Origin of the sequence: Streptomyces adustus (assembly GCF_009377175.1) — a bacterium.
Lineage (GTDB): Bacteria > Actinomycetota > Actinomycetes > Streptomycetales > Streptomycetaceae > Streptomyces > Streptomyces adustus.
In genome coordinates, this window is the sequence record NZ_VJZD01000075.1 from 18,743 (window position 1) to 37,263 (window position 18,521).

Annotated in this window: 18 protein-coding genes and 3 tRNA genes; 11 read left to right on the forward strand and 10 right to left on the reverse strand. The window is 72.7% G+C overall.

All coding sequences use genetic code 11. The annotated features are described in order from the left end of the window. Positions 1 to 124 precede the first annotated feature (124 nt). Positions 125 to 1,303 carry a saccharopine dehydrogenase family protein gene (locus tag FNH09_RS19880; protein WP_152889876.1) on the forward strand — a complete coding sequence of 393 codons (1,179 nt, stop codon included), beginning with the start codon at positions 125 to 127 and terminating at the stop codon, positions 1,301 to 1,303. A 20-nt stretch (positions 1,304 to 1,323) separates the two neighbouring features. Here the strand turns inward: FNH09_RS19880 and mmpA are convergent, their stop codons facing one another. Further along, the gene (gene mmpA / locus FNH09_RS47690) at positions 1,324 to 1,470 is read right to left on the reverse strand and encodes a morphogenic membrane protein MmpA (protein WP_202919713.1); all 147 of its coding nucleotides are present in this window, start codon (positions 1,468 to 1,470) and stop codon (positions 1,324 to 1,326) included. A 289-nt stretch (positions 1,471 to 1,759) separates the two neighbouring features. On the opposite strand from mmpA, the gene FNH09_RS19885 reads away from it, so the two are divergent. Further along, on the forward strand, positions 1,760 to 1,948 hold the full coding sequence (locus FNH09_RS19885; protein ID WP_162468836.1) for a hypothetical protein: 189 nt from the start codon (positions 1,760 to 1,762) through the stop codon (positions 1,946 to 1,948). Here the strand turns inward: FNH09_RS19885 and FNH09_RS19890 are convergent. Beyond that, positions 1,909 to 2,619: an endonuclease V gene (locus tag FNH09_RS19890; RefSeq protein WP_152889879.1), complete on the reverse strand. Its 711-nt coding sequence runs from the start codon at positions 2,617 to 2,619 to the stop codon at positions 1,909 to 1,911. The two genes, FNH09_RS19885 and FNH09_RS19890, sit on opposite strands and share 40 nt — an antisense overlap. Before the next feature lie 60 nt (positions 2,620 to 2,679). Here FNH09_RS19890 and FNH09_RS19895 point away from each other — a divergent pair, with 60 nt between their 5' ends. After that, complete coding sequence (locus tag FNH09_RS19895) at positions 2,680 to 2,976, forward strand: YciI family protein (protein WP_152889882.1); 297 nt, start codon at positions 2,680 to 2,682, stop codon at positions 2,974 to 2,976. A gap of 12 nt (positions 2,977 to 2,988) precedes the next feature. Here FNH09_RS19895 and FNH09_RS19900 read toward each other — a convergent pair whose 3' ends face one another. Continuing rightward, the gene (locus FNH09_RS19900) at positions 2,989 to 4,065 is read right to left on the reverse strand and encodes a WD40/YVTN/BNR-like repeat-containing protein (RefSeq protein WP_152889907.1); all 1,077 of its coding nucleotides are present in this window, start codon (positions 4,063 to 4,065) and stop codon (positions 2,989 to 2,991) included. Positions 4,066 to 4,406: 341 nt separating this feature from the next. Between FNH09_RS19900 and ssgD the strand changes: the two genes are divergently transcribed. Further along, positions 4,407 to 4,823 carry a spore wall synthesis regulator SsgD gene (gene ssgD, locus FNH09_RS19905; RefSeq protein WP_152889884.1) on the forward strand — a complete coding sequence of 139 codons (417 nt, stop codon included), beginning with the start codon at positions 4,407 to 4,409 and terminating at the stop codon, positions 4,821 to 4,823. Here the strand turns inward: ssgD and FNH09_RS19910 are convergent. Continuing rightward, positions 4,820 to 5,653: an isocitrate lyase/PEP mutase family protein gene (locus FNH09_RS19910; protein ID WP_152889886.1), complete on the reverse strand. Its 834-nt coding sequence runs from the start codon at positions 5,651 to 5,653 to the stop codon at positions 4,820 to 4,822. The two genes, ssgD and FNH09_RS19910, sit on opposite strands and share 4 nt — an antisense overlap. Before the next feature lie 362 nt (positions 5,654 to 6,015). On the opposite strand from FNH09_RS19910, the gene FNH09_RS19915 reads away from it, so the two are divergent. The 4 genes from FNH09_RS19915 to FNH09_RS19930 all read left to right on the forward strand — a co-directional run bounded on the left by FNH09_RS19915 (position 6,016) and on the right by FNH09_RS19930 (position 10,813). Next, a complete protein-coding gene (locus tag FNH09_RS19915; protein ID WP_152889888.1) occupies positions 6,016 to 7,629 on the forward strand; it encodes an ABC-F family ATP-binding cassette domain-containing protein in 1,614 nt (537 codons plus the stop codon). A 189-nt stretch (positions 7,630 to 7,818) separates the two neighbouring features. Then, a complete protein-coding gene (gene ddaH / locus FNH09_RS19920) occupies positions 7,819 to 8,595 on the forward strand; it encodes a dimethylargininase (protein ID WP_162468837.1) in 777 nt (258 codons plus the stop codon). Positions 8,596 to 8,936: 341 nt separating this feature from the next. Further along, complete coding sequence (locus tag FNH09_RS19925; RefSeq protein ID WP_162468838.1) at positions 8,937 to 9,911, forward strand: acyl-ACP desaturase; 975 nt, start codon at positions 8,937 to 8,939, stop codon at positions 9,909 to 9,911. A 65-nt stretch (positions 9,912 to 9,976) separates the two neighbouring features. After that, positions 9,977 to 10,813 carry a hypothetical protein gene (locus tag FNH09_RS19930; RefSeq protein ID WP_152889892.1) on the forward strand — a complete coding sequence of 279 codons (837 nt, stop codon included), beginning with the start codon at positions 9,977 to 9,979 and terminating at the stop codon, positions 10,811 to 10,813. 38 nt (positions 10,814 to 10,851) lie between these two features. Here FNH09_RS19930 and FNH09_RS19935 read toward each other — a convergent pair. Then, positions 10,852 to 10,927 (reverse strand) — tRNA-Trp (locus FNH09_RS19935). Between the two features lie 134 nt (positions 10,928 to 11,061). On the opposite strand from FNH09_RS19935, the gene FNH09_RS19940 reads away from it, so the two are divergent. Continuing rightward, positions 11,062 to 12,486: a DUF2201 family putative metallopeptidase gene (locus FNH09_RS19940; protein ID WP_152889894.1), complete on the forward strand. Its 1,425-nt coding sequence runs from the start codon at positions 11,062 to 11,064 to the stop codon at positions 12,484 to 12,486. Between the two features lie 61 nt (positions 12,487 to 12,547). Beyond that, positions 12,548 to 14,416, forward strand: coding sequence for an AAA family ATPase (locus FNH09_RS19945; RefSeq protein ID WP_152889896.1), 1,869 nt, complete (start codon positions 12,548 to 12,550; stop codon positions 14,414 to 14,416). On the opposite strand, the gene FNH09_RS19950 is transcribed toward FNH09_RS19945, so the two are convergent. The 4 genes from FNH09_RS19950 to FNH09_RS19965 all read right to left on the reverse strand — a co-directional run bounded on the left by FNH09_RS19950 (position 14,395) and on the right by FNH09_RS19965 (position 16,260). Beyond that, on the reverse strand, positions 14,395 to 15,783 hold the full coding sequence (locus FNH09_RS19950; RefSeq protein ID WP_152889911.1) for an SDR family NAD(P)-dependent oxidoreductase: 1,389 nt from the start codon (positions 15,781 to 15,783) through the stop codon (positions 14,395 to 14,397). The two genes, FNH09_RS19945 and FNH09_RS19950, sit on opposite strands and share 22 nt — an antisense overlap. Positions 15,784 to 15,814: 31 nt before the next feature. Beyond that, a tRNA-Asp gene (locus FNH09_RS19955) sits at positions 15,815 to 15,886 on the reverse strand. A gap of 9 nt (positions 15,887 to 15,895) precedes the next feature. Further along, a tRNA-Cys gene (locus tag FNH09_RS19960) sits at positions 15,896 to 15,966 on the reverse strand. A gap of 48 nt (positions 15,967 to 16,014) precedes the next feature. Beyond that, a complete protein-coding gene (locus FNH09_RS19965) occupies positions 16,015 to 16,260 on the reverse strand; it encodes a WhiB family transcriptional regulator (protein ID WP_202919714.1) in 246 nt (81 codons plus the stop codon). Between the two features lie 281 nt (positions 16,261 to 16,541). Between FNH09_RS19965 and FNH09_RS19970 the strand changes: the two genes are divergently transcribed. Next, the gene (locus tag FNH09_RS19970) at positions 16,542 to 17,333 is read left to right on the forward strand and encodes a VOC family protein (protein WP_152889899.1); all 792 of its coding nucleotides are present in this window, start codon (positions 16,542 to 16,544) and stop codon (positions 17,331 to 17,333) included. Positions 17,334 to 17,369: 36 nt separating this feature from the next. Here the strand turns inward: FNH09_RS19970 and FNH09_RS19975 are convergent, their stop codons facing one another. After that, positions 17,370 to 18,407: a LacI family DNA-binding transcriptional regulator gene (locus FNH09_RS19975; RefSeq protein WP_152889901.1), complete on the reverse strand. Its 1,038-nt coding sequence runs from the start codon at positions 18,405 to 18,407 to the stop codon at positions 17,370 to 17,372. Positions 18,408 to 18,521: the final 114 nt, after the last annotated feature.

The following is an 18,521-nucleotide window of genomic DNA, read 5'->3' on the forward strand; positions in this document are numbered from 1 at the left end:
TCGTTTCTTCCGGGCATTCCCGCGCCTGGCCGTCCGGTACCTCCGGGCTCGTCGCAGGGCTCCGCGCTCCGCACGCTAGCCTCAGCCACCGACAGCGGCGCGGCTGCACGAAGCGAGGGGTGTCATGGCCAGGCTGAACAGGACGGACCGTCCGTACGACATCGTGATCTTCGGGGCCACCGGCTTCGTCGGCACGCTCACCGCGGAGTACCTCGCCGCCCACGCGCCCGAGGGGCTGCGCTGGGCGATCGCGGGCCGCAGCGAGCGCGGGCTGCGGGAGCTGCGCGACCGGCTGCCCGGCGCCGAGCAGGTCGGCGTACTGCGGGCGGACGTGTCCGACCCGGCCTCGCTGCGCGCCCTCGCCGAGCAGGCGCGCGTGGTGGCCACGACCGTCGGCCCCTACCTCAGCTACGGCGAGGACCTCGTCGCCGCCTGCGCGGACACCGGCACGGACTACCTCGACCTGACGGGCGAGCCGGAGTTCGTGGACCTCGTGTACGTACGGCACGACGCACGCGCGCGGGAGACCGGCGCTCGGCTCGTGCACGCCTGCGGTTTCGACTCGATCCCGCACGACCTGGGCGCGCTCTTCACGGTCCGTCAGCTCCCCGAGGGCGTGCCGCTGCGGGTCGACGGCTTCGTGACGGCGCACGCCACCTTCTCCGGCGGCACGTTCGCCTCGGCGCTGAACCAGTTCGCGCGCGGACGGCAGATGGCGGCCGCCGCACGGGACCGCGGACGGCACGAACCGCGGCTCATGGGCCGCCGGGCCTCGGCCCCGACGGGCGCGCCGCGGTTCGCCGGGGAGGTCGGCGCCTGGGCACTGCCCCTGCCGACCATAGACCCGCAGATCGTCCGGCGTTCGGCGAAGGCCCTGGAGCGCTACGGCCCCGACTTCCGCTACCGCCACTACGCGGCCGTACGGCGCCTGCCCGTCGCGCTGGGCGGGGTCGCCGCCGTGGGGGCGCTGGCCGCGGCCGCCCAGATCCCGCCCGCGCGACGCTGGCTGTCCGACCGCCTCAAGCCCGGGGAGGGGCCCAGCGAGCGGACCCGGGCGAAGAGCTGGTTCTCGGTGCGCTTCGTCGGCGAGGGCGGCGGCCGACGGGTGTTCACCGAGGTCGCGGGCGGCGACCCCGGGTACGGCGAGACGGCGAAGATGTTCGCGGAGTCGGCGCTCGCCCTGGCCTTCGACGACCTTCCGCCGACGGCCGGGCAGGTCACGACGGCGGTGGCGATGGGCGACGCGCTGACGGAACGGCTGCGCCGGGCGGGGATCACCTTCCGGGTGGCCGCCACCCGCTGAGGCCGCACAGGCCTGGAGCTCTAGAGCGGCCAGGCCACCACCGTGTAGATCATCCCGGCTATCCAGGCGACACCCGCCAGCGCGGCAAGGATCAGGACGGCCGTCACGGCCCGCTCGACAGGGCGGTTCGGGTCGGCGAGGGGCTTCGGGGAACGCTGCGTCGTCATGCGGCCCAGCCTGTCGGCCGACCCGGCCGGGCCACATCCGTACAGGTACTCAGAACGCGTACTCAGTGCGGCACACGGGCGCGGGCCCCGGGGACGGGCGCGGCGGCCGGGCCCGGACAACCGGATGACGGTCCGTCATCTGTGCGCACCTCTGCGAGATTTGAGACTTTTCGGGCGCACGGCGGGCCCCTCCTGGGCCTGTTGCGGGAGAAGCCTCAACGGGCGTTTCAATGAAACGATCGAAGCCTGGCCAGGAAGCACGGGAAAGCAATCGAAGGCGAGGTTCGACGTGAAGTTCCTGCTCGAAGTCACGGTGGACGAAGGAAAACTGGCGCAGGACCCGGCGGGCGAGCTGGGGCGGATCCTGCGGTACTGGGGCGGCAACCTGCGCCACTACGCGCTCGAACCGGGCGACGGGGCGCCGGTCCACGACTCCGACTACCGCGAGGTGGGTTCCTGGCGCGTGACCGCCTCCTGAAGCGCCCGCCGGCACAGCGCGTCCGCCCGGCGGGTGGTCTCGGGGAGCCGGTAGGCGGGGGTGAGGGCGAGCGTGTGGGCGCAGGCGTTGTCCAGGCCGACCCGGTGGCCGACCGAGACGAACACCGGCTTGACGCCGTCCCTGGTGCGCAGCGCCCGTCCGACCTCCTCCGCGCCCGCCCTGAGCGGCGCGGCCGCACCACGCCGGGCGCCCGGCTCGTCGTACGCGAAGGTGAAGGGGTTCTTCGCGACGCCGATGGTGGGCAGGCCGGTGAGCACGCCGAGGTGGCTGGCGAGACCGAAGCGGCGGGGGTGGGCGAGACCGTAGCCGTCGCAGACGACCAGGCCGGGCGGACAGGGCAGGGCCGCGAGGGCGGCGAGGACCGTCGGGATCTCGCGGAACGCCAGCAGGCCGGGCACGTACGGGAAGGAGATCCGGCCGACCGCCGTGGCCTCGGCGACGACACCGAGCCCGGCCGCGTCGAGGACGACGGCCGCCGCCACGACCACGTCCCGCTCGTCGTCGTAGGCGACGTCGACACCGGTGACGTGCCCGGACCCGGGCGGCGGCCCCGGCTCGTCCGTCACCACCCGTCCGCGCAGCTCGTCCTGGACGGCGCGGGCCTCTTCCTCGGTCGCGGGCCAGCCCGCGGGGATGGGTACGGTCGTCATGGTGCGACGAGCCTACGGTCCCCTCCGCTCCTGCCCGCACCGGGGGCCAGGCTCTTGATCATGTTCGTACTGGAGCTGACCTACACCGCCCCGCTCGAAGCCGTCGACGCCGTGCTGGACGCCCATGTGGCCTGGCTCGACGAGCAGTACGAGAAGGGGCTGTTCCTGGCGTCCGGGCGCAAGGACCCCCGCGACGGCGGGGTGATCCTCGCCGTCGCGGCGGACCGGGCCGCGATCGAGGAGGTCGCCGCGGGCGACCCCTTCACCGTGGCCGGTGTGTGCGCGTACCGCATCACCGAGTTCACGGCGACGAAGACGGCACCCGCGCTGGAGCGGTACCGCGAGACGCTCGGCTGAGGCGCGGCCGGGTCAGTACGCCAGCCGGGCCACCCGCCCCTTCTCCCCCGCGGCCCAGCAGCCGAGGCCGACGGCCGCGCAGTCCACGGTGTCGTACGAGCCCGGGTCGATCGTCCGCCAGGTGCGGCCGCCGTCCGTCGTCAGGTCCGTGCCGGTGGGGCCGACCGCGAGGGCTGCCGTACGACTGCGCGGAAGCCAGCTGACGCCGGAACGGTACGCGGGCGGGGGCACGGCGGCGGGCCCCCAGGCGCGGCCGCCGTCGAAGGTACGGGCCGCCGCGTCCGGGGACGCCTGGTCGGCCCGGTAGTCGCCGCCGACCGCGAGACCGTGGCCGCGGTCGCGGAAGGCGAGCGCGAAGACACCGCGGGCCGGGTCCCCGGCCGGGATCGGGGTGTCGGCCGCCGTCCAGGTCAGACCGCGGTCGGCCGAGTGCAGCACACGCGCGTGTGCGCCCCCGCCGGTGGCCAGCCAGACGTCCCGCGGCCCGGCGGCGACCAGGCACTGGCCGCTCGCGGCGAAGCCCGCCTCGCCGTCCAGGGCGGCCGGCATACCGGCGCTCGGCAGGACCCGCCAGGTGCGGCCGCCGTCGCCGGTGGACAGGATGCGGAACCGGCCGTCCACCGGGTCGCTCATCGCCAGGCCGTGCCGCCGGTCGAAGAAGGTGAGGCAGTCGTAGAAGGCCCTGGCGTCGGTGTTGCGGAAGGACTCCGTCCAGCTCGCCCCGCCGTCGTCGGTGCGGTACATCCGCGACGCCTCGCCCTCGCCGATGGCCAGCACCACGGCGTGCCGCGCGTCGAACGCCTCGACGTCCCGGAACTGGAGGTCGGCGGCGCCCGGCGGTGACACGTCGCGCCAGCTCGCCCCGCCGTCCGTGGTGCGCAGGACGGTCCCGCCGGTCCCGGCCACCCAGGCCGTGTCCCGGTCGACGGCGGACAGTCCGCGCAGCCGGACGTCGGGTGCGCCGGTGTCCTTCGGCTCCCAGTGCGGGGTCGGGTGAGGCCGCGCGTGGGGCTGCGGCCGAGGCTGTGTGTGGGCCTGCGCCGGTACCGCGGCCAGCGCGCACACCGTCGCCGTCACCGCCGCGGCCAGGAGGCGGGCGGACCGGCGCGACCGGCCGGCAGGGGTCGTGCGTCTCGTCTTCCCCAAGTGCACCGAACGTCTCATGGCGGGCGAAGCTAGCCCACCGCCCCGCCCACGTCCAGAGTGCGTCCGGTCGCCTCAACTGCCTTGCGGGCAGCGGCAGTAGCTCCCTCGACGCGCCCTGGATCCGCTGTGGATCCGACCTTGATCACTGCCCTCGACCGCTCCCGGATTGACGTCGGTGACCGAGGTCACTCGGCACTCGGGTGCACGGAAGGGCCGTTTCGTACGTCTCTACCAGTACCCGTCCCGTCCGGTTCCGCCGTCCAGCCGTCCTAGGGAGCAAGGCGTTGTCCACCGTCATCGAGCAGTCCGTAGAGGCCCGTCTGGTCGCCGCCGCGCCACGGGTGCCGAGCATCCCCGCCACGCTGCACTACGACCGGCGCGACCCGTTCGCGATCCACATGACCTTCCCGGCCCCGGCCACCCTCGAAGGCGTCGACGTCTGCTGGACGTTCGCCCGCGACCTGCTGAAGGCCGGCCTGCACGGCCCGGAGGGCCACGGCGACGTACGGATCCGGCCGTACGGGTACGGCCGCACCGTCATGGAGTTCCACGCGCCCGAGGGCACCGCCGTCGTGCACGTCCACTCGGCGGAGATCCGCCGCTTCCTGCACGCCACGAGCGAGCTGGTCGAGATCGGCCAGGAGCACCTCCATCTCGACCTCGACCACGACCTGGCGCAACTGCTGCGGGACGCCGGCTAGGGCCTGCCTGCCAGCAGCTTGTTCAGCCCGCCGTAGCCGGGCCCACCGGCCGGCACGTCGTACGTCCCCGTGTCCAGCAGCTCCCGCGCGACCCGGCGGACCTCGGCGTACGCGGCCTCGGCCAGGCCCGAACCGGCGCTGACGCGCGCGACGCCGAGCCCGGCCAGTGCGGCGACCGAGGGGGAGCCGGGGCCGATCAGGATGTTGAGCGGACCGTCCACACCGTCGACGAGGAGCTTGACGGTCTCCGGGTCGACGGCCCCGGGGACGAAGATCCCGTCGGCGCCCGCGGCGAGGAACGCGGCGGCCCGTTCCAGCGTGCGGTCCACTCCCCCGGCGCCCCGCAGATAGGTGTCGATCCGGGCGTTGACGAACAGCGGCACGTCCTGCGCGTCGGCGGCGGCGCGGGCGGCGGCGATCCGCTCGGCCTGCTCCGCGACCGGCCGCAGCGGCTCGGGCCCTTCGTGCAGCGCGTCCTCGATGTTCACACCCACGGCGCCCGCCGCGAGCACCGCGCGGACGGTCGCGGCGACGCCCTGCGGATCCGGCGCGTAGCCGCCCTCGATGTCCGCGCTCACCGGCACCCGGACCGCGGACGCGACGGCCGTCAGGGCCCCGACGGCCCGCTCCCGGTCGAGGCGGTCGCCGTCGGCCGCGCCCAGGGACCAGGCCAGGCCGGCGCTGGTGGTCGCGACGGCCGCGGCGCCCGCGTCCTCGACGACCCGGGCGCTCGCGGCGTCCCAGGCGTTCGGCAGGACGAGCGGGCGTCCGGGAATGTGCAGGGCTCGGAAGGCGAGGGCGCGCTCGCGCAAGGTGCTCGGGTTCGTCATGGAGACCACTCAAGCAGCGGGTCCCCCCGCTCGGCTGGCAGGAATCCGACACCAACGGGTCCCGGGACCGGAGGAGTCGCACGGCACGAGTCGCACGGCACAGCGGCCCGCGCCTAATTCGATTGACGTCCCCCGAGGGTCTTCGTACCGTGGATGACGTTCCTGTTGTCGTCGATTGGAGAAGGACGTTGCTCGTCTGAGGTCCTGAGACACCGCCGCACACACCCGAGGGTGTGTGTTTGGTGTGCGACCTCGGCGTCCGAGCCGTCCTCCTGAGTTCCGGCACAGGACTTTCCGGCGATTGCCCCGCGGTGTCTTGATACGCGCTTGCCCTGACCGCATCAAGCAACCGCGAGGCCTGTATGTCCGCATCCCTCACCTGTACGTCCCTCTCCTTCGCCTGGCCCGACGGCACCTCCGTCTTCGACGGCCTGGACGTCTCCTTCGGCCCCGGCAGAACCGGTCTCGTCGGCGTCAACGGCTCGGGGAAGTCGACCCTGCTGAAGCTGATCGCCCAGGAACTGGTCCCGGCCGACGGAGCCGTCCGGGTCGCGGGCGAGGTCGGCTACCTCCCGCAGAACGTCACGCTCGACACCGCCCTCAAGGTCGACGAGGCCCTCGGCATCGCCGCCCGGCGCGCCGCGCTGCACGCCATCGAGCGGGGCGACGCCTCCGAGCGGCAGTTCGAGATCATCGGCGACGACTGGGACGTCGAGGAGCGCGCGCTCGCCACCCTCGGCGAACTCGGTCTCGGCCACATCGGCCTGGACCGCACGATCGGCGAGGTGTCGGGCGGCGAGTCCGTGCTGCTGCGGCTGGCCGCACTCCTGCTGGACCGGCCGGACGTCCTCCTCCTCGACGAGCCCACCAACAACCTCGACCTGTACGCGCGCAAGCGGTTGTACACGGCCGTCTCCGCCTGGCCGGGCGTCCTGGTCGTGGTCAGCCACGACCGCGAACTCCTGGAACTGGTCGACCAGATCGCGGACCTGCGCTCCGGCGAGATCGTCTGGTACGGCGGCACCTACTCGGCGTACGAGGAGTTGCTGGCCACCGAGCAGGAGGCCGCCGAACGCATGGTGCGGGTCGCGGAGGCCGACCTGCGCAAGCAGAAGCGCGAGCTGGTCGACGCGCAGGTCAAGCTGGCACGGCGCAAGCGGTACGGCCAGAAGATGTTCGAGCAGAAACGCGAACCGAAGATCGTCATGGGGGCGCGCAGACGCGCGGCACAGGAGTCCGCGGGCAAGCACCGCATCATGCACGAGGAGCGGCTCGCCGAGGCACGGGACCGGCTCGACGACGCGGCGGACGCCGTACGGGACGACGACGAGATCCGCGTCGACCTGCCGTACACGGCCGTACCGCCGGGCCGGACCGTGCTCACCCTGCGGGATCTGGAACTCGCGTACGGGGCGAGCGTGGCCGGCGGCCTCGACCTGCACGGTCCGGAGCGGGTGGCGCTGATCGGGCGCAACGGCGCGGGCAAGACCACGCTGCTGCGCACGATCGCCGGGGAGCTGACGCCGGTCGCGGGCGAGGCGCAGCCGCATGTCCCGCTGCGCTTCCTGCCGCAGCGGCTCGACGTCCTCGACGACGGGCTGACCGTCGCCGAGAACGTGGCCCGGTTCGCCCCGGGTGCCACGAACAACCAGATCCGGGCCCGCCTGGCCCGCTTCCTGTTCCGTGGGGCCCGGGCCGACCAGCAGGCGGCGACGCTCTCCGGCGGCGAGCGTTTCCGGGCGGCCCTGGCCGCGCTGATGCTGGCGGAGCCCGCGCCGCAGCTCCTGCTGCTCGACGAGCCGACGAACAACCTCGACATGGCGAGCGTCCGGCAGCTGACGACGGCCCTGGAGTCCTACGAGGGCGCGCTGGTCGTGGCCTCCCACGACCTGCCGTTCCTGGAGTCCCTGGGCATCACGCGCTGGCTGCTGCTGGACGGGGAGCTGCGGGAGATCACCCCGGACGAGATCGGGTAGCGGCCCTTCCCGGCCTCCGTCACCCTCCATCGGCCGCCCGGCCCCGGCCTCCCGGGGCCGGGCGGCCGTGTCTCAGGAGGGCCACAGCCCCTCACCGGGGGTTCTGCCGGCGTGCGCCCGCACTGCATGATGTCCAGCCTGCGCCGCATCATGGACACCGAGTACACACAGTGGATACGGAGACTCCTCGTGCCCAGCAAGAAGGCCCTCGTCCGCCGCCCCGGTCCGCGCCTCGCCGAAGGCCTGGTGACCCACATCGAGCGGGAACAGCCCGACGTCGATCTCGCCGTCGAGCAGTGGGAGGCGTACGTGGCGGCGCTCCAGGCGCACGGCTGGGAGACGGTCGAGGTGGAGCCGGCCGACGACTGCCCCGACTCCGTGTTCGTCGAGGACACGGTGGTCATGTACCGGAACGTCGCCCTGATCGCCCGGCCCGGCGCCGAGGCCCGGCGCGAGGAGACCGCCGGGGTCGAGGAGGCCGTGGCCCGGCTGGGCTGTTCGGTGAACTGGATCTGGGAGCCGGGCACACTCGACGGCGGCGACGTCCTGAAGATCGACGACACGGTCTACGTCGGCCGGGGCGGGCGCACCAACGCGGCCGGCGTGCAGCAGCTGCGCGCCGCCTTCGAGCCGCTGGGCGCGCGGGTCGTGTCCGTGCCCGTGAGCAAGGTGCTGCACCTGAAGTCGGCGGTCACCGCGCTGCCCGACGGGACGGTCCTCGGGCACATCCCGAACGTGGACCAGCCCTCCCTGTTCCCCCGCTTCCTCCCGGTGCCCGAGGAGTCCGGCTCGCACGTGGTGCTGCTCGGCGGCGGCAAGCTGCTCATGGCCGCGAGTGCGCCGAAGACGGCGGAGCTGCTCACGGACCTGGGCCATGAGGTGGTCGTGGTGGACATCAGCGAGTTCGAGAAGCTCGAAGGCTGCGTGACCTGCCTGTCGGTGCGCCTGCGGGACCTCTACGTCTGAGCCAGCACGGCCTTCGCACCTGACATCCGCAGGACCTTTACGTCCCGCATCTCCCGGATCCCCCCGCGCCTCCCGTATCTTCCGTTACCGCGATACGCCCCGTTCAGGTGAACATCGTCTGCCCGGCCCCGGGAGTCGCCCCTCTCGGGGCCGCCGTGCCGCCCCGAGCCCGGCCGCGACAGAAGTACGGGTTTCACGCAAAAAGGCGGGCTGATCAGCGGTCTTTACGGAGAACTTAACCTACGGCAACGTAACCTACGGCTTCGTAGCCTACGATTCCGTAAGTTCCGGCACCGCTCGCCGGACCGTTCGACCGTGCACCGCGTCCCCTGGAGTTACCCGTGACGATCACCTCCCCTCACCTCGGCAGCCCTGCTGTGTGGACAGACGCCAAGCTCCTGTACGCACTGGAGGAAGTCGTCGAGACGGAGCTGAATCGTCACCTGAAGGTCGCCAAGGACTGGATGCCCCACGAGTACGTGCCGTTCAGCGACGGCCGCAACTTCCCCGGCATCTTCGAGGACGGCGAGGCCTGGGGCAAGGAGCAGTCCAAGGTCACGGAGATCGGCCGGATCGCCCTGGTGGTGAACCTGCTGACCGAGGACAACCTCCCCAGCTACCACCACGAGATCGCCTCCCTGTTCGGCCGGGACGGCGCCTGGGGCACCTGGGTGCACCGCTGGACGGCCGAGGAGGGCCGGCACGGCATCGTGATGCGGGACTACCTGCTCACCTCGCGCGCGGTGGACCCGGACAAGCTCGAACAGTTCCGCATGGCGCACATGAGCGAGGGCTTCGAGTCGGACAACCGTCACTCGATGCTGCACTCGGTCGCGTACGTCGCCTTCCAGGAGCTGGCGACCCGCATCTCGCACCGCAACACCGGACACCAGTCCGGCGACCCGGTCTGCGACCGCATGCTGGCCCGCATCGCGACCGACGAGAACCTGCACATGGTCTTCTACCGCAACCTGCTGAAGGCAGCCTTCGAACTGGCCCCCGACCTGACCATGCAGGCGGTGCGGGACGTCGTCGTGAACTTCCGGATGCCCGGTCACGGCATGCCCGGCTTCGAGCGCGCCGCCGCGCAGATGGCCATCGGCGAGGTCTACAACCTGCGCATCCACCACGACGACGTCATCCAGCCCGTCCTGCGTCACCTGAAGGTCCTGGAGATCGACGGCCTCGGCCCCGAGGGTCTCCAGGCGCAGGAGGAGCTCGGCCTGTTCATGGGCGGCCTCGACTCGGAGGCCCTGAAGTTCGACGAGAAGCTCGCGGCCCGCAAGGCCCGGATGGCGGCGCGCGCCGCGGGCTGACCGCACGCGCGCGGCGGGCCGAATTCCCCGTGCGGCCCGCCGCGGACCTGCGGCATCATGCCGCCATGCATGACGACAGCACCTCGCAGCAGGCGGTCGACTTCCTGCTGGGCCTGGTCGAGAACAAAATCGCCAGGCGGGTCCGCCGGCGCATCGGCCTGTCCCGCCCCGACCGGTCCCCGGAGGCACAGCGTCGGCTGCTGTCCAGGTGGACGTGGCCGCCGGTGCCCGCGTCCATGCTGCTGTGGGCCCTGGAGGAGGACGACTCCGAGCTGAACACCGTGGTGTGGCGGCACCTCCCGGCGAACGACGGCATCCGCCGGGCGATCGTCCGCGGTGTGCCGTTCGGCCCCGGCCGTACGGAACCGGTGCCCGTCGCCCCCACGCTGCGCGGACAGGAACCGCCGGTGCCCGAGAGTTTCACCCGCCTCGGCCTGGTCGGCGCCCTGCGCACGGTCGCCTCCATGGAACAGGGACGTGCGGCCGCCTCCATGGTCGTGGAGCGCCCGGACTGGCAGGAGGTCGCCGACGCGGACGGGGAGCGTCCGCTGCCCGGATACGCACGCTGGGCCCTGTCCGTACGGCCGGACTGTCCGCCCGCGCTGCGCGCCGGGTTCGGCACCCATCGCAAGTTCACCCACCGCGTGCGGCAGGCCGGAATCCTGAGCGGCCCGGCCGAGTACGCGACGGAGCACGGCCCCGCCGCCCGCGCCCTGGGGCTGCTGTCCCTGGGGCACACCCTGTTCCCGGCGCGCCTGGCCGCCGCCCAGGACGCGCTGCGCCCGCTGGTGCGCGACCACCTCGGCGAGAGCGAGGAGGCCTGGGCGGTGCTGGCACAGCTGATGCCCACCTTCCACGGCACCGCCCCCGAGCTGGTGGTGACCGCGGGCGCCATCGCCTGAACCGGCGTCCGCGTCCGGGACGAGCAGCCGGGCGAGGGGGCGGGGCGGCTGGATTCGAACCAGCGTGTTCTGGTTTTGGAGACCGGTGCGCCTGCCTCTGCGCTACGGCCCCGCCCTTGAGGCCCGAGCGTAATGCCTTCGCCCGTTGTCGGTGCGGGCTGGTACCAATGGGTCACGCGGTCACGTGCCATGCGGCACGGGGGCACATGGCACGTGGCGCGCCGCACGGGGGGAACGGGGGGCACGCGATGGCGTACGGGGAGCGGGGGCGTCGGCGTCCCCCGGTCGTGGACCTGGCCGACCGCAGGGCGCTGGAGCGGTACCGACCGGCGGATCCTGCGGTGGTCGGGGAGGCACGGCGGCTGAAGGAGGCCGCCCTGCTGGACTTCGGCCTGACCGAGTCGGCGGTGGCGTCCTGGCTGTACGCCAAGTGCCACCACCAGATCGCGACCACCGCGGTGGACACGGCGGCCGTGGTCGCCTCCGGCGACGGCACCTGTCTGCTGCTGTTCAACCCGGACTTTTTCGTCCGACTGGGCCTGGACGGCGTGAAGTTCGTGCTGTTCCACGAGGCGCGCCACCTGGTGCACCGGCATCTGTACGCCGAGCCCGAACTGCGCGACGACCCGGTGTTCGAGCTGGCGGCCGAGGTCTCCATCAACCATGTGGCACTGGTCCGCCTCGGCCGGACGGCACTGCCCACGCTGAACGGCCGGCCCACCGGAATCGACCCGCGCGAGGTGTACGAGGCCTACCGCGCGGACCTGACGGCGCACGGCCTGGAGCCGGTCCCGTACGAGACGTTCATCGCCACGGACCTGCGTGTCCACGGCGAGCTGAAGCGGATGCGGCATCCACCGGTCCCGCAGCGGCGGCTGTGTGTGCATCTGGCGGAGGGCGGGGTGCCCGCCGACCCGGAGACCGTCGACGCGGTCGTGTCCTCCGTGCTGCTCAACTCCCTGCTGGCGGCCCGGCGCGGACACGCGGGCGCGGAGCGCGAACTGCTCGACCTGATGCGCCGCAGCGAGGACGGTCCGGCGCGGATCTCGCGGATCTGGGGGAACCTCGGCGCGGGCGTGCTGCGCGGCGATACCTCGCGCACGCGTACCGTCCACTGGTGGCAGCGCTGGCTCGTCGACGTCCTCGGCTCGAAGCTGCGCGACGGCGAGCGGCTGGTGTACCCGAAGAAGCGTGGCGCCCTGCTCGCCGCCCTCGGTCAGGAGCCGATGCTCGCGCGACGCGGCCCGGTGCGCGAGAAGGTCCTCGTCATCGCCTACGACACCTCGGGCTCCATGCCGCAGCACGTGGTGACCTGGCTGACCGGTCTCGTCGGCCGGATCGACGGGGTCGAGGCGCACTGGCTGTCCTTCGACACCGTGGTGATGCCCTTCGCCCCGGGCGAGCGGGTGTACGGCGGGGGCGGCACCAGCTTCCAGGCCGTCGCGGACTACGTGGAGGGACGTACGGAGGTGGACGGGCGGCGGCTCGACGTCCGTCCGGACGCCGTCGTGATCCTCACCGACGGATACGCACCCGCGATCACGCCCGCGGAGCCGGAGAAATGGATCTGGCTGATCACCGAGGGCGGCAGCGAGTGGCCCGAGACGCACACGCCGGCGATGGCCTGCCATCGCGTGCCCACGGAGACACCGCCGTCCGGGAGACCCGGGTGACCGGGCGCACGCGCACATGGACACACAGGGACACCGACACACGGGGACACAGGACAGGTAGATGAGCACGCTCGCAGGGCAGTTCGCCTCCGCCGCCGACCACGGCCGCGGGGCCGACGAGGTCTCACGCCTCGAAGGATTCATCGACGCGATGATCGAGCTGGGGCAGACCGGCCAGATCTTCGGTGAGCACGGCATCGGCAAGACGGCGACGTTCTTCTCGCATGTCGCCCGCGCCCACCCGGACGCCACGCTGGTGTACGTCCCGGCGGCGAACCTGACACCGGACGACCTGCTGGTCAACGCGCCGGTACGAGACCCGCGCACGGGTGAACTCGTGCTGCGCCAGCTGGTGATGAACCAGCTGAAGCCCGGTCGGCCGTTCGTGCTGCTCGTCGACGACTCCCTCCAGGCGGGCGACACGATCCAGGCGCAGCTGATGCAGATCGCCTGCGACTGGACCCTCGGCGAGCACGATCTGCGTGCCCTCGGCTGCATCGGCGTCTTCCTCACCGACAACGAGTCGCTGGCCGAGACCTCGGCCCGGCGCAGCGACCTGGCGCTCCTCGACCGCATGGTCACCCTGCGGATCACGGCGAACGACACCTCCTGGCGACGCCATCTCGCCGCCAAGTACCGTCCGTGGGACCTGCGTCCGGTCTTCTCCCTGTGGGCGTCGCTCCCTCCGGCGCTGCGCGAGCTGTTCTCCCCGCGCACCCTCGACCACGTCCTGGCCAACGCCCGCGAGGGCTTCCCGCTGCGCTGGGGCCTGCCCCTGGTGGACGGCGAACGGCTGCGGCTGGCCGAGCCCGGTCCGGACGGCAGACCGGGCCCGAACCGCACGGCCGAGATCCTCGACCAGGTCGCGGCGGCGTTGAACGTGCCCAACCCGTCACGGATCGCCGACCCGGTACGGCAGGTCGTGCGGGCCGCGCTGCGCAACCGCTGGACCGTGCTGCTCCAGGGGCCGCCGGGGTGCGGCAAGACGGAGCTGGTGCGGGAGACGGTGCGCGCGGGGCTCGGGCGGGAGGCACTGTACTTCTCGCTGCCCGTGACCAACGTCGAGGACCTGTGCGCGCCGGTCCCGGCCGCCGACGGCACCCTGGACAACCTGCTGGCCGCTAAGTTCACCGGCCCGGAGCCCAAGGTGATCGTGTGGGACGAGTACAACCGGCCCAAGGACAAGGCCGCGTTCGCCAAGCTGATGGAGATCACCCAGGAGTGGTCGCTGGCCGGGCGCCGGATCGAGCAGCTACGGGCGCAGATAGCCGTGCAGAACCCGCCGTACCACCTCGGTCGCAAGCTGCTGGTGTCGCGGAACAACATCGCCCAGGCGTCCCGGTTCACCGCGTCCCTGGAGGTGGAGCCGGACGACATCCCGGCCAACGAGTGGCTGCTCGCCCGTTACGGCGCGGACGCGGAGACGGTCCTGGAGTGGTGGAAGCACGACATCGACGACGACGGCCGGGCCTGGATCACCAAGCGCACCATGGAGCGGCTGATCAAGCTGCACCGCCGCGGGCTGCCGCTGGAGATGGCCACGGTCTATCTCGGCGACGGCGAGTACGCGCCCGTGCCGCTCACCGCGCTGATCGACCGCTTCCGGGGCCGGCCGGTCACCGGGCTGCGGGAGCTCGCCCGCGACATCGACGCCTGGGAGGCCCGGCTGCGGCGCGCGGCCGAGCACTCCGACGAGGGCGACGACGACAGCGACATCGTCCATCAGCTGCTGGCCAACGCGGAGTTGTCGCAGCTGAAGAAGCACCGTGCCGCGGTGTCCCGGCTCGTCCCGCTGCTGCCCGCGAAGCTGCGCGCGACCTATCTGGTGGGCGCGTCGCCGCAGCAACAGCGTTTCTGGACCGAGGTGTTCACGACGATGCGGCGCCCGGGCCGGAGCCCGGACGGTGGTCACCAGGCTGCTTCGCGGTAGTCCTTGAGGAACACCCCGGACAGCGGTTCCCCCGACTCGCCCCGCACGATCGGGTCGTAGACGCGGGCCGCTCCGTCCACGATGTCCAGCGGGGTGCGGAACCCGGCCCGGGCCATCCGGTCCTTCTTCGGCGCCGGGTTCTCGTCGGTGATCCATCCGGTGTCGACGGCGCACATGTGCACGCCCTGTTCCGCGAGTTCGGCGGCGCTGGTGCGGGTGAGCATGTTCAGGGCCGCCTTGGCCATGTTGGTGTGCGGATGGCCGGCGGTCTTGTTGCGCACGGCGAACCGGCCCTCGACCGCGGTGACGTTGACGACGTAGCGACGCGGGTGCGGGGAGGCGAGCAGCAGCGGCAGCAGCCGGTCGCACAACAGGGCCGGGGCGAGGGCGTTGACCAGCTGGGTCTCCAGCACCTCGGCCGGGTCGAGGGCGCCGAGCCGCGCCGACCAGGAGTTCTCCGGGGCCGGGTCGGGGAGCAGTCCGGCCTCGTCGGCCTCGCGCAGGGCGGCGGGCAGGGCGTCCGCCGAGCCCTCCAGCATCCGCATCGGGCGAAAGCCCGGCGCCTGGCGGGCGCCCTCGGGCAGGGCGTCGTACTCGCCGGCGGCGAGCAGCCCGTACGACTCGGGCGGTCGGCGCACGGTCTGTGCCGCGTTGTTGACGAGGATGTCCAGCGGCTCGCCCGCTCGGCGCAGTTCCTCGCAGAGTCCCAGCACCTGGCGTGGGTCGCGCAGGTCGACGGCGAGCACGGTGAGCCGGTCGAGCCACTCGGCGCTGCCGGGCGCGGCCCGGAAGCGGCGCACGGTGTCGTGCGGGAAGCGGGAGGTGACGAGCACCTCCGCGCCGTCGCGCAGCATCATCAGGGCCAGCTGGAACCCGATCTTGACCCGGCCGCCGGTGAGCAGCACGCGACGACCGCCGAGATCGGTGCTCAGGCCCCGACGGGTGGTGTTGTCCTCGGCGCACCGCGGGCAGAGCCGGTGGTAGAAGGAGTCGACCTGTCGATAGGGCTCCTTGCAGACATAACAGGTACGCGGTCTGCGGAAGCTGCCGCCGGTGCCGGGGGCGGCCAGGGGCGCGTCCTCGCGCCGGTCCACCGCGCCGGTCGCGGTGGCCGCCATCGCCGCCGCGTCGGCGGCCGAGGTCTCGGTGCTGCGCGACTTGCGGCGGCGCAGCCGTCCGTCGCGGGCGAAGGACGCGGCGACCTGCTCCGCCCGCAGCCTGCGGGCGTCGTCGACGGGCAGCGCCCGCAGCTTGCCCACGGTCCGGTGGAAGGCCGCCAGTTCCGCCTCGGTGACGGTTTCGGGGGCGGCTTCGATCGCCGACCTGGTGTCCGATTCGGTGATCGCCCCGGTGATCAGCTCGCCCATCCGTCCCGCCCGCCCCATGTCCGTCGTACCGTGGTCCCGGCCGGATTCGAACCGGCGTATCCGCCCTGACAAGGCGGCGAGTCTGCCTCTGCTCTACGGGACCGTGAGCGCGTCCGGACGACCGGATTCGAACCGGCGTATCCGCCTGTGCAGGGCGCGCGACTACCTCTGCGCTACGTCCGGACGCGCCGTGATCTTAACTGGCCGGGTGGCGGTGGAACACAGGGTTTTTCAGTTGGCCGCGCGCCGGAGCTGGAGCCGTTCCTTCTCCGACAGGCCGCCCCAGACCCCGAAGCGCTCGTCGTTGGCGAGGGCGTAGTCGAGGCAGGCGGAGCGCATCTCGCACATACCGCAGATGCGTTTCGCCTCACGCACCGAGCTGCCCGGCTCGGGAAAGAAGAAGTCCGCCCCGGTCTGCGCGCACAGCGCCCCGGCCTGCCAGGCGAGGTCGGGCGTGGCGATGGTGTCGATCTGCATGGACAGGATCGTGCCGGGCGGCGAAAAACGTTCGATCAACGCCGGATCAACGCGGCGGTCCGACAGCTCCGGTCGCCCGATGATCCTCCCGCGCGCCGCCGTGGCGCACGGCGGCGCGCGGAGGCGGGAGCAACAATCGGAGCATCCGCCGTCACGGATGGTGATCTCCGTGTCCGCCGTTGCCGTGCCCCGCTCGGTCGGGTCGCTGCGGCAGCGGGTGTCAGTGGGCGGTGCAAGACTCGGCAGTGCAGGCACCGGGACCCCCTTCAAGGAGGGCGCAGATGCTCACCACCCGTTTCGTCGACGGCTCCCCGAACTGGATCGACCTCGGTACGTCCGACATCGAAGGCGCCACCGCCTTCTACGCCGCCCTGTTCGGCTGGCAGTTCGTCTCGGCGGGCCCCGAGGCCGGCGGCTACGGCTTCTTCCAGCTCGGCGGGAGGACCGCGGCCGGCGGTATGCAGACCACCGCGGAACAGGGCCCGCCGTCCTGGAACGTGTACTTCCAGAGCCCGGACGTGGAGGCCACCGCGAAGACGGCGGAGCAGGCCCACGGCCGGGTGCTGCACCCGCCGATCGACGTCATGGGCCAGGGCCACATGGCGATCCTCGCGGACCCGGCCGGAGTGCAGTTCGGCCTCTGGCAGCCGGGGCGGATCAAGGGGGTGGACGTGGCCGAGGAGACCGGTTCGCTGTGCTGGGTCGAGCTGTACACGCCGGACATCGCGGCGGCTGCCGCGTTCTACCACAAGGTGCTCGGCCACGAGACGTCCGGGGTCCCGTTCCCCGGCGGCACCTACACCTGTCTGAACCCCGCCGGGGGCGGGGAGGACTCCATGTTCGGCGGCCTGGTCCCGCTGGCCGACGACCCGATGGAGGCCGCGACCGGCCCGTACTGGCTGCCGTACTTCGAGGTGACCGACACCGACGCGGCCGTCGCCAAGGCGCAGGAGCTGGGCGGCACGGTCCGGATGCCCGCCACGGACGTGCCGGACGTGGGCCGGATCGCCAAGCTGGCCGATCCGTCCGGCGCCCGCTTCGCGGTGATCCGGAGCGCACAGCAGCAGCCGTGAGCGAACCCGCACCGCTCCGGGGCTCCGGGGCTCCGGCTAGGCCGAGGCCCGGCGCACCAGGGTCGTCGGCAGGACCACGGCGGCCGGGGTGTCCGCGTCGGCCCGGCCGGTGGTGCTGCGGTCGAGGCGGCGCAGCAGGAGCCGGGCCATCAGGCGGCCCATCTCCTCTATGTCCTGGCGGATCGTGGTCAGCGGCGGGTCGGTCTGCTCGGCGACGGGCAGCATGTCGTCGAAGCCGATCACGGCGACGTCCTCGGGTACCCGCCGCCCGCGTTCGCGCAGGACCCGCAGGGCACCCGCGGCGGTGAGGTCGTTGGCGGCGAACACGCCGTCCAGGTCGGGGCAGCGGTCGAGGAGTTCACGCATCGCGCGTTCGCCGCCGGCCGGGGTGAAGTCGCTCTCGACGACCATCCTCGGGTCGGCGTCCGCCATGACGTCCCGGAAGCCGTCGAGCCGGTCCACCGCGGACGTCTGGTCGAGGGCGCCCGCGATGTGCGCGATCCGGGTGCGGCCGAGGCCGACGAGGTGGCGCACGGCCTCCCGGGCGCCACCGCGGTTGTCGCTGTCGACATAGACCGGCCCGGGTGTGCCGTCGCTCCAGCCGGGGCGGCCGCCGAACACGGTCGGCACCCCGGCGCCCTGGATCAGTCCGGGCAGCGGGTCGTCGAGGTGCAGCGAGAACACCAGGGCCCCGTCGACATGGCCGCCGGCGAGGTAGCGGCCGACACGGGCGTGGTCGTCGCGGCCCTCGGTGAGCAGCAGGACCAGCTGGCTGTCGTGGACCGTCAGCTCCTTGCTGATGCCGCGCAGTTGCAGGGCGAAGAAGGGGTCGGCGAAGACGCGGGTCTCCGGCTCGGCGATGACGACGGCGATCGCGTCGTGCCGTTTGGTCACCAGGCTGCGGGCGGCCTGGTTGGGGACGTATCCGAGTTCGTCCACCGCCCGTCTGACCCGCTCGACGAGGGGTTCGCGCACCCCGTCGCCGCCGTTGACCACCCGGGAGGCGGTGGCCCGGGAGACGCCGGCCCGCGCGGCCACGGCCTCCAGCGTGGGACGGGCGGTTGTCTCGGTCATTTCGGGACTCCTCACCGGCGGTTGCGGCTCAGGATAGCCCTGGCCCGCGGAACTCAGTGAGAGCGCTCTCGACGACGTGGCATCACCCCGCCCCGCCCGGATGCGGCCCCCGTG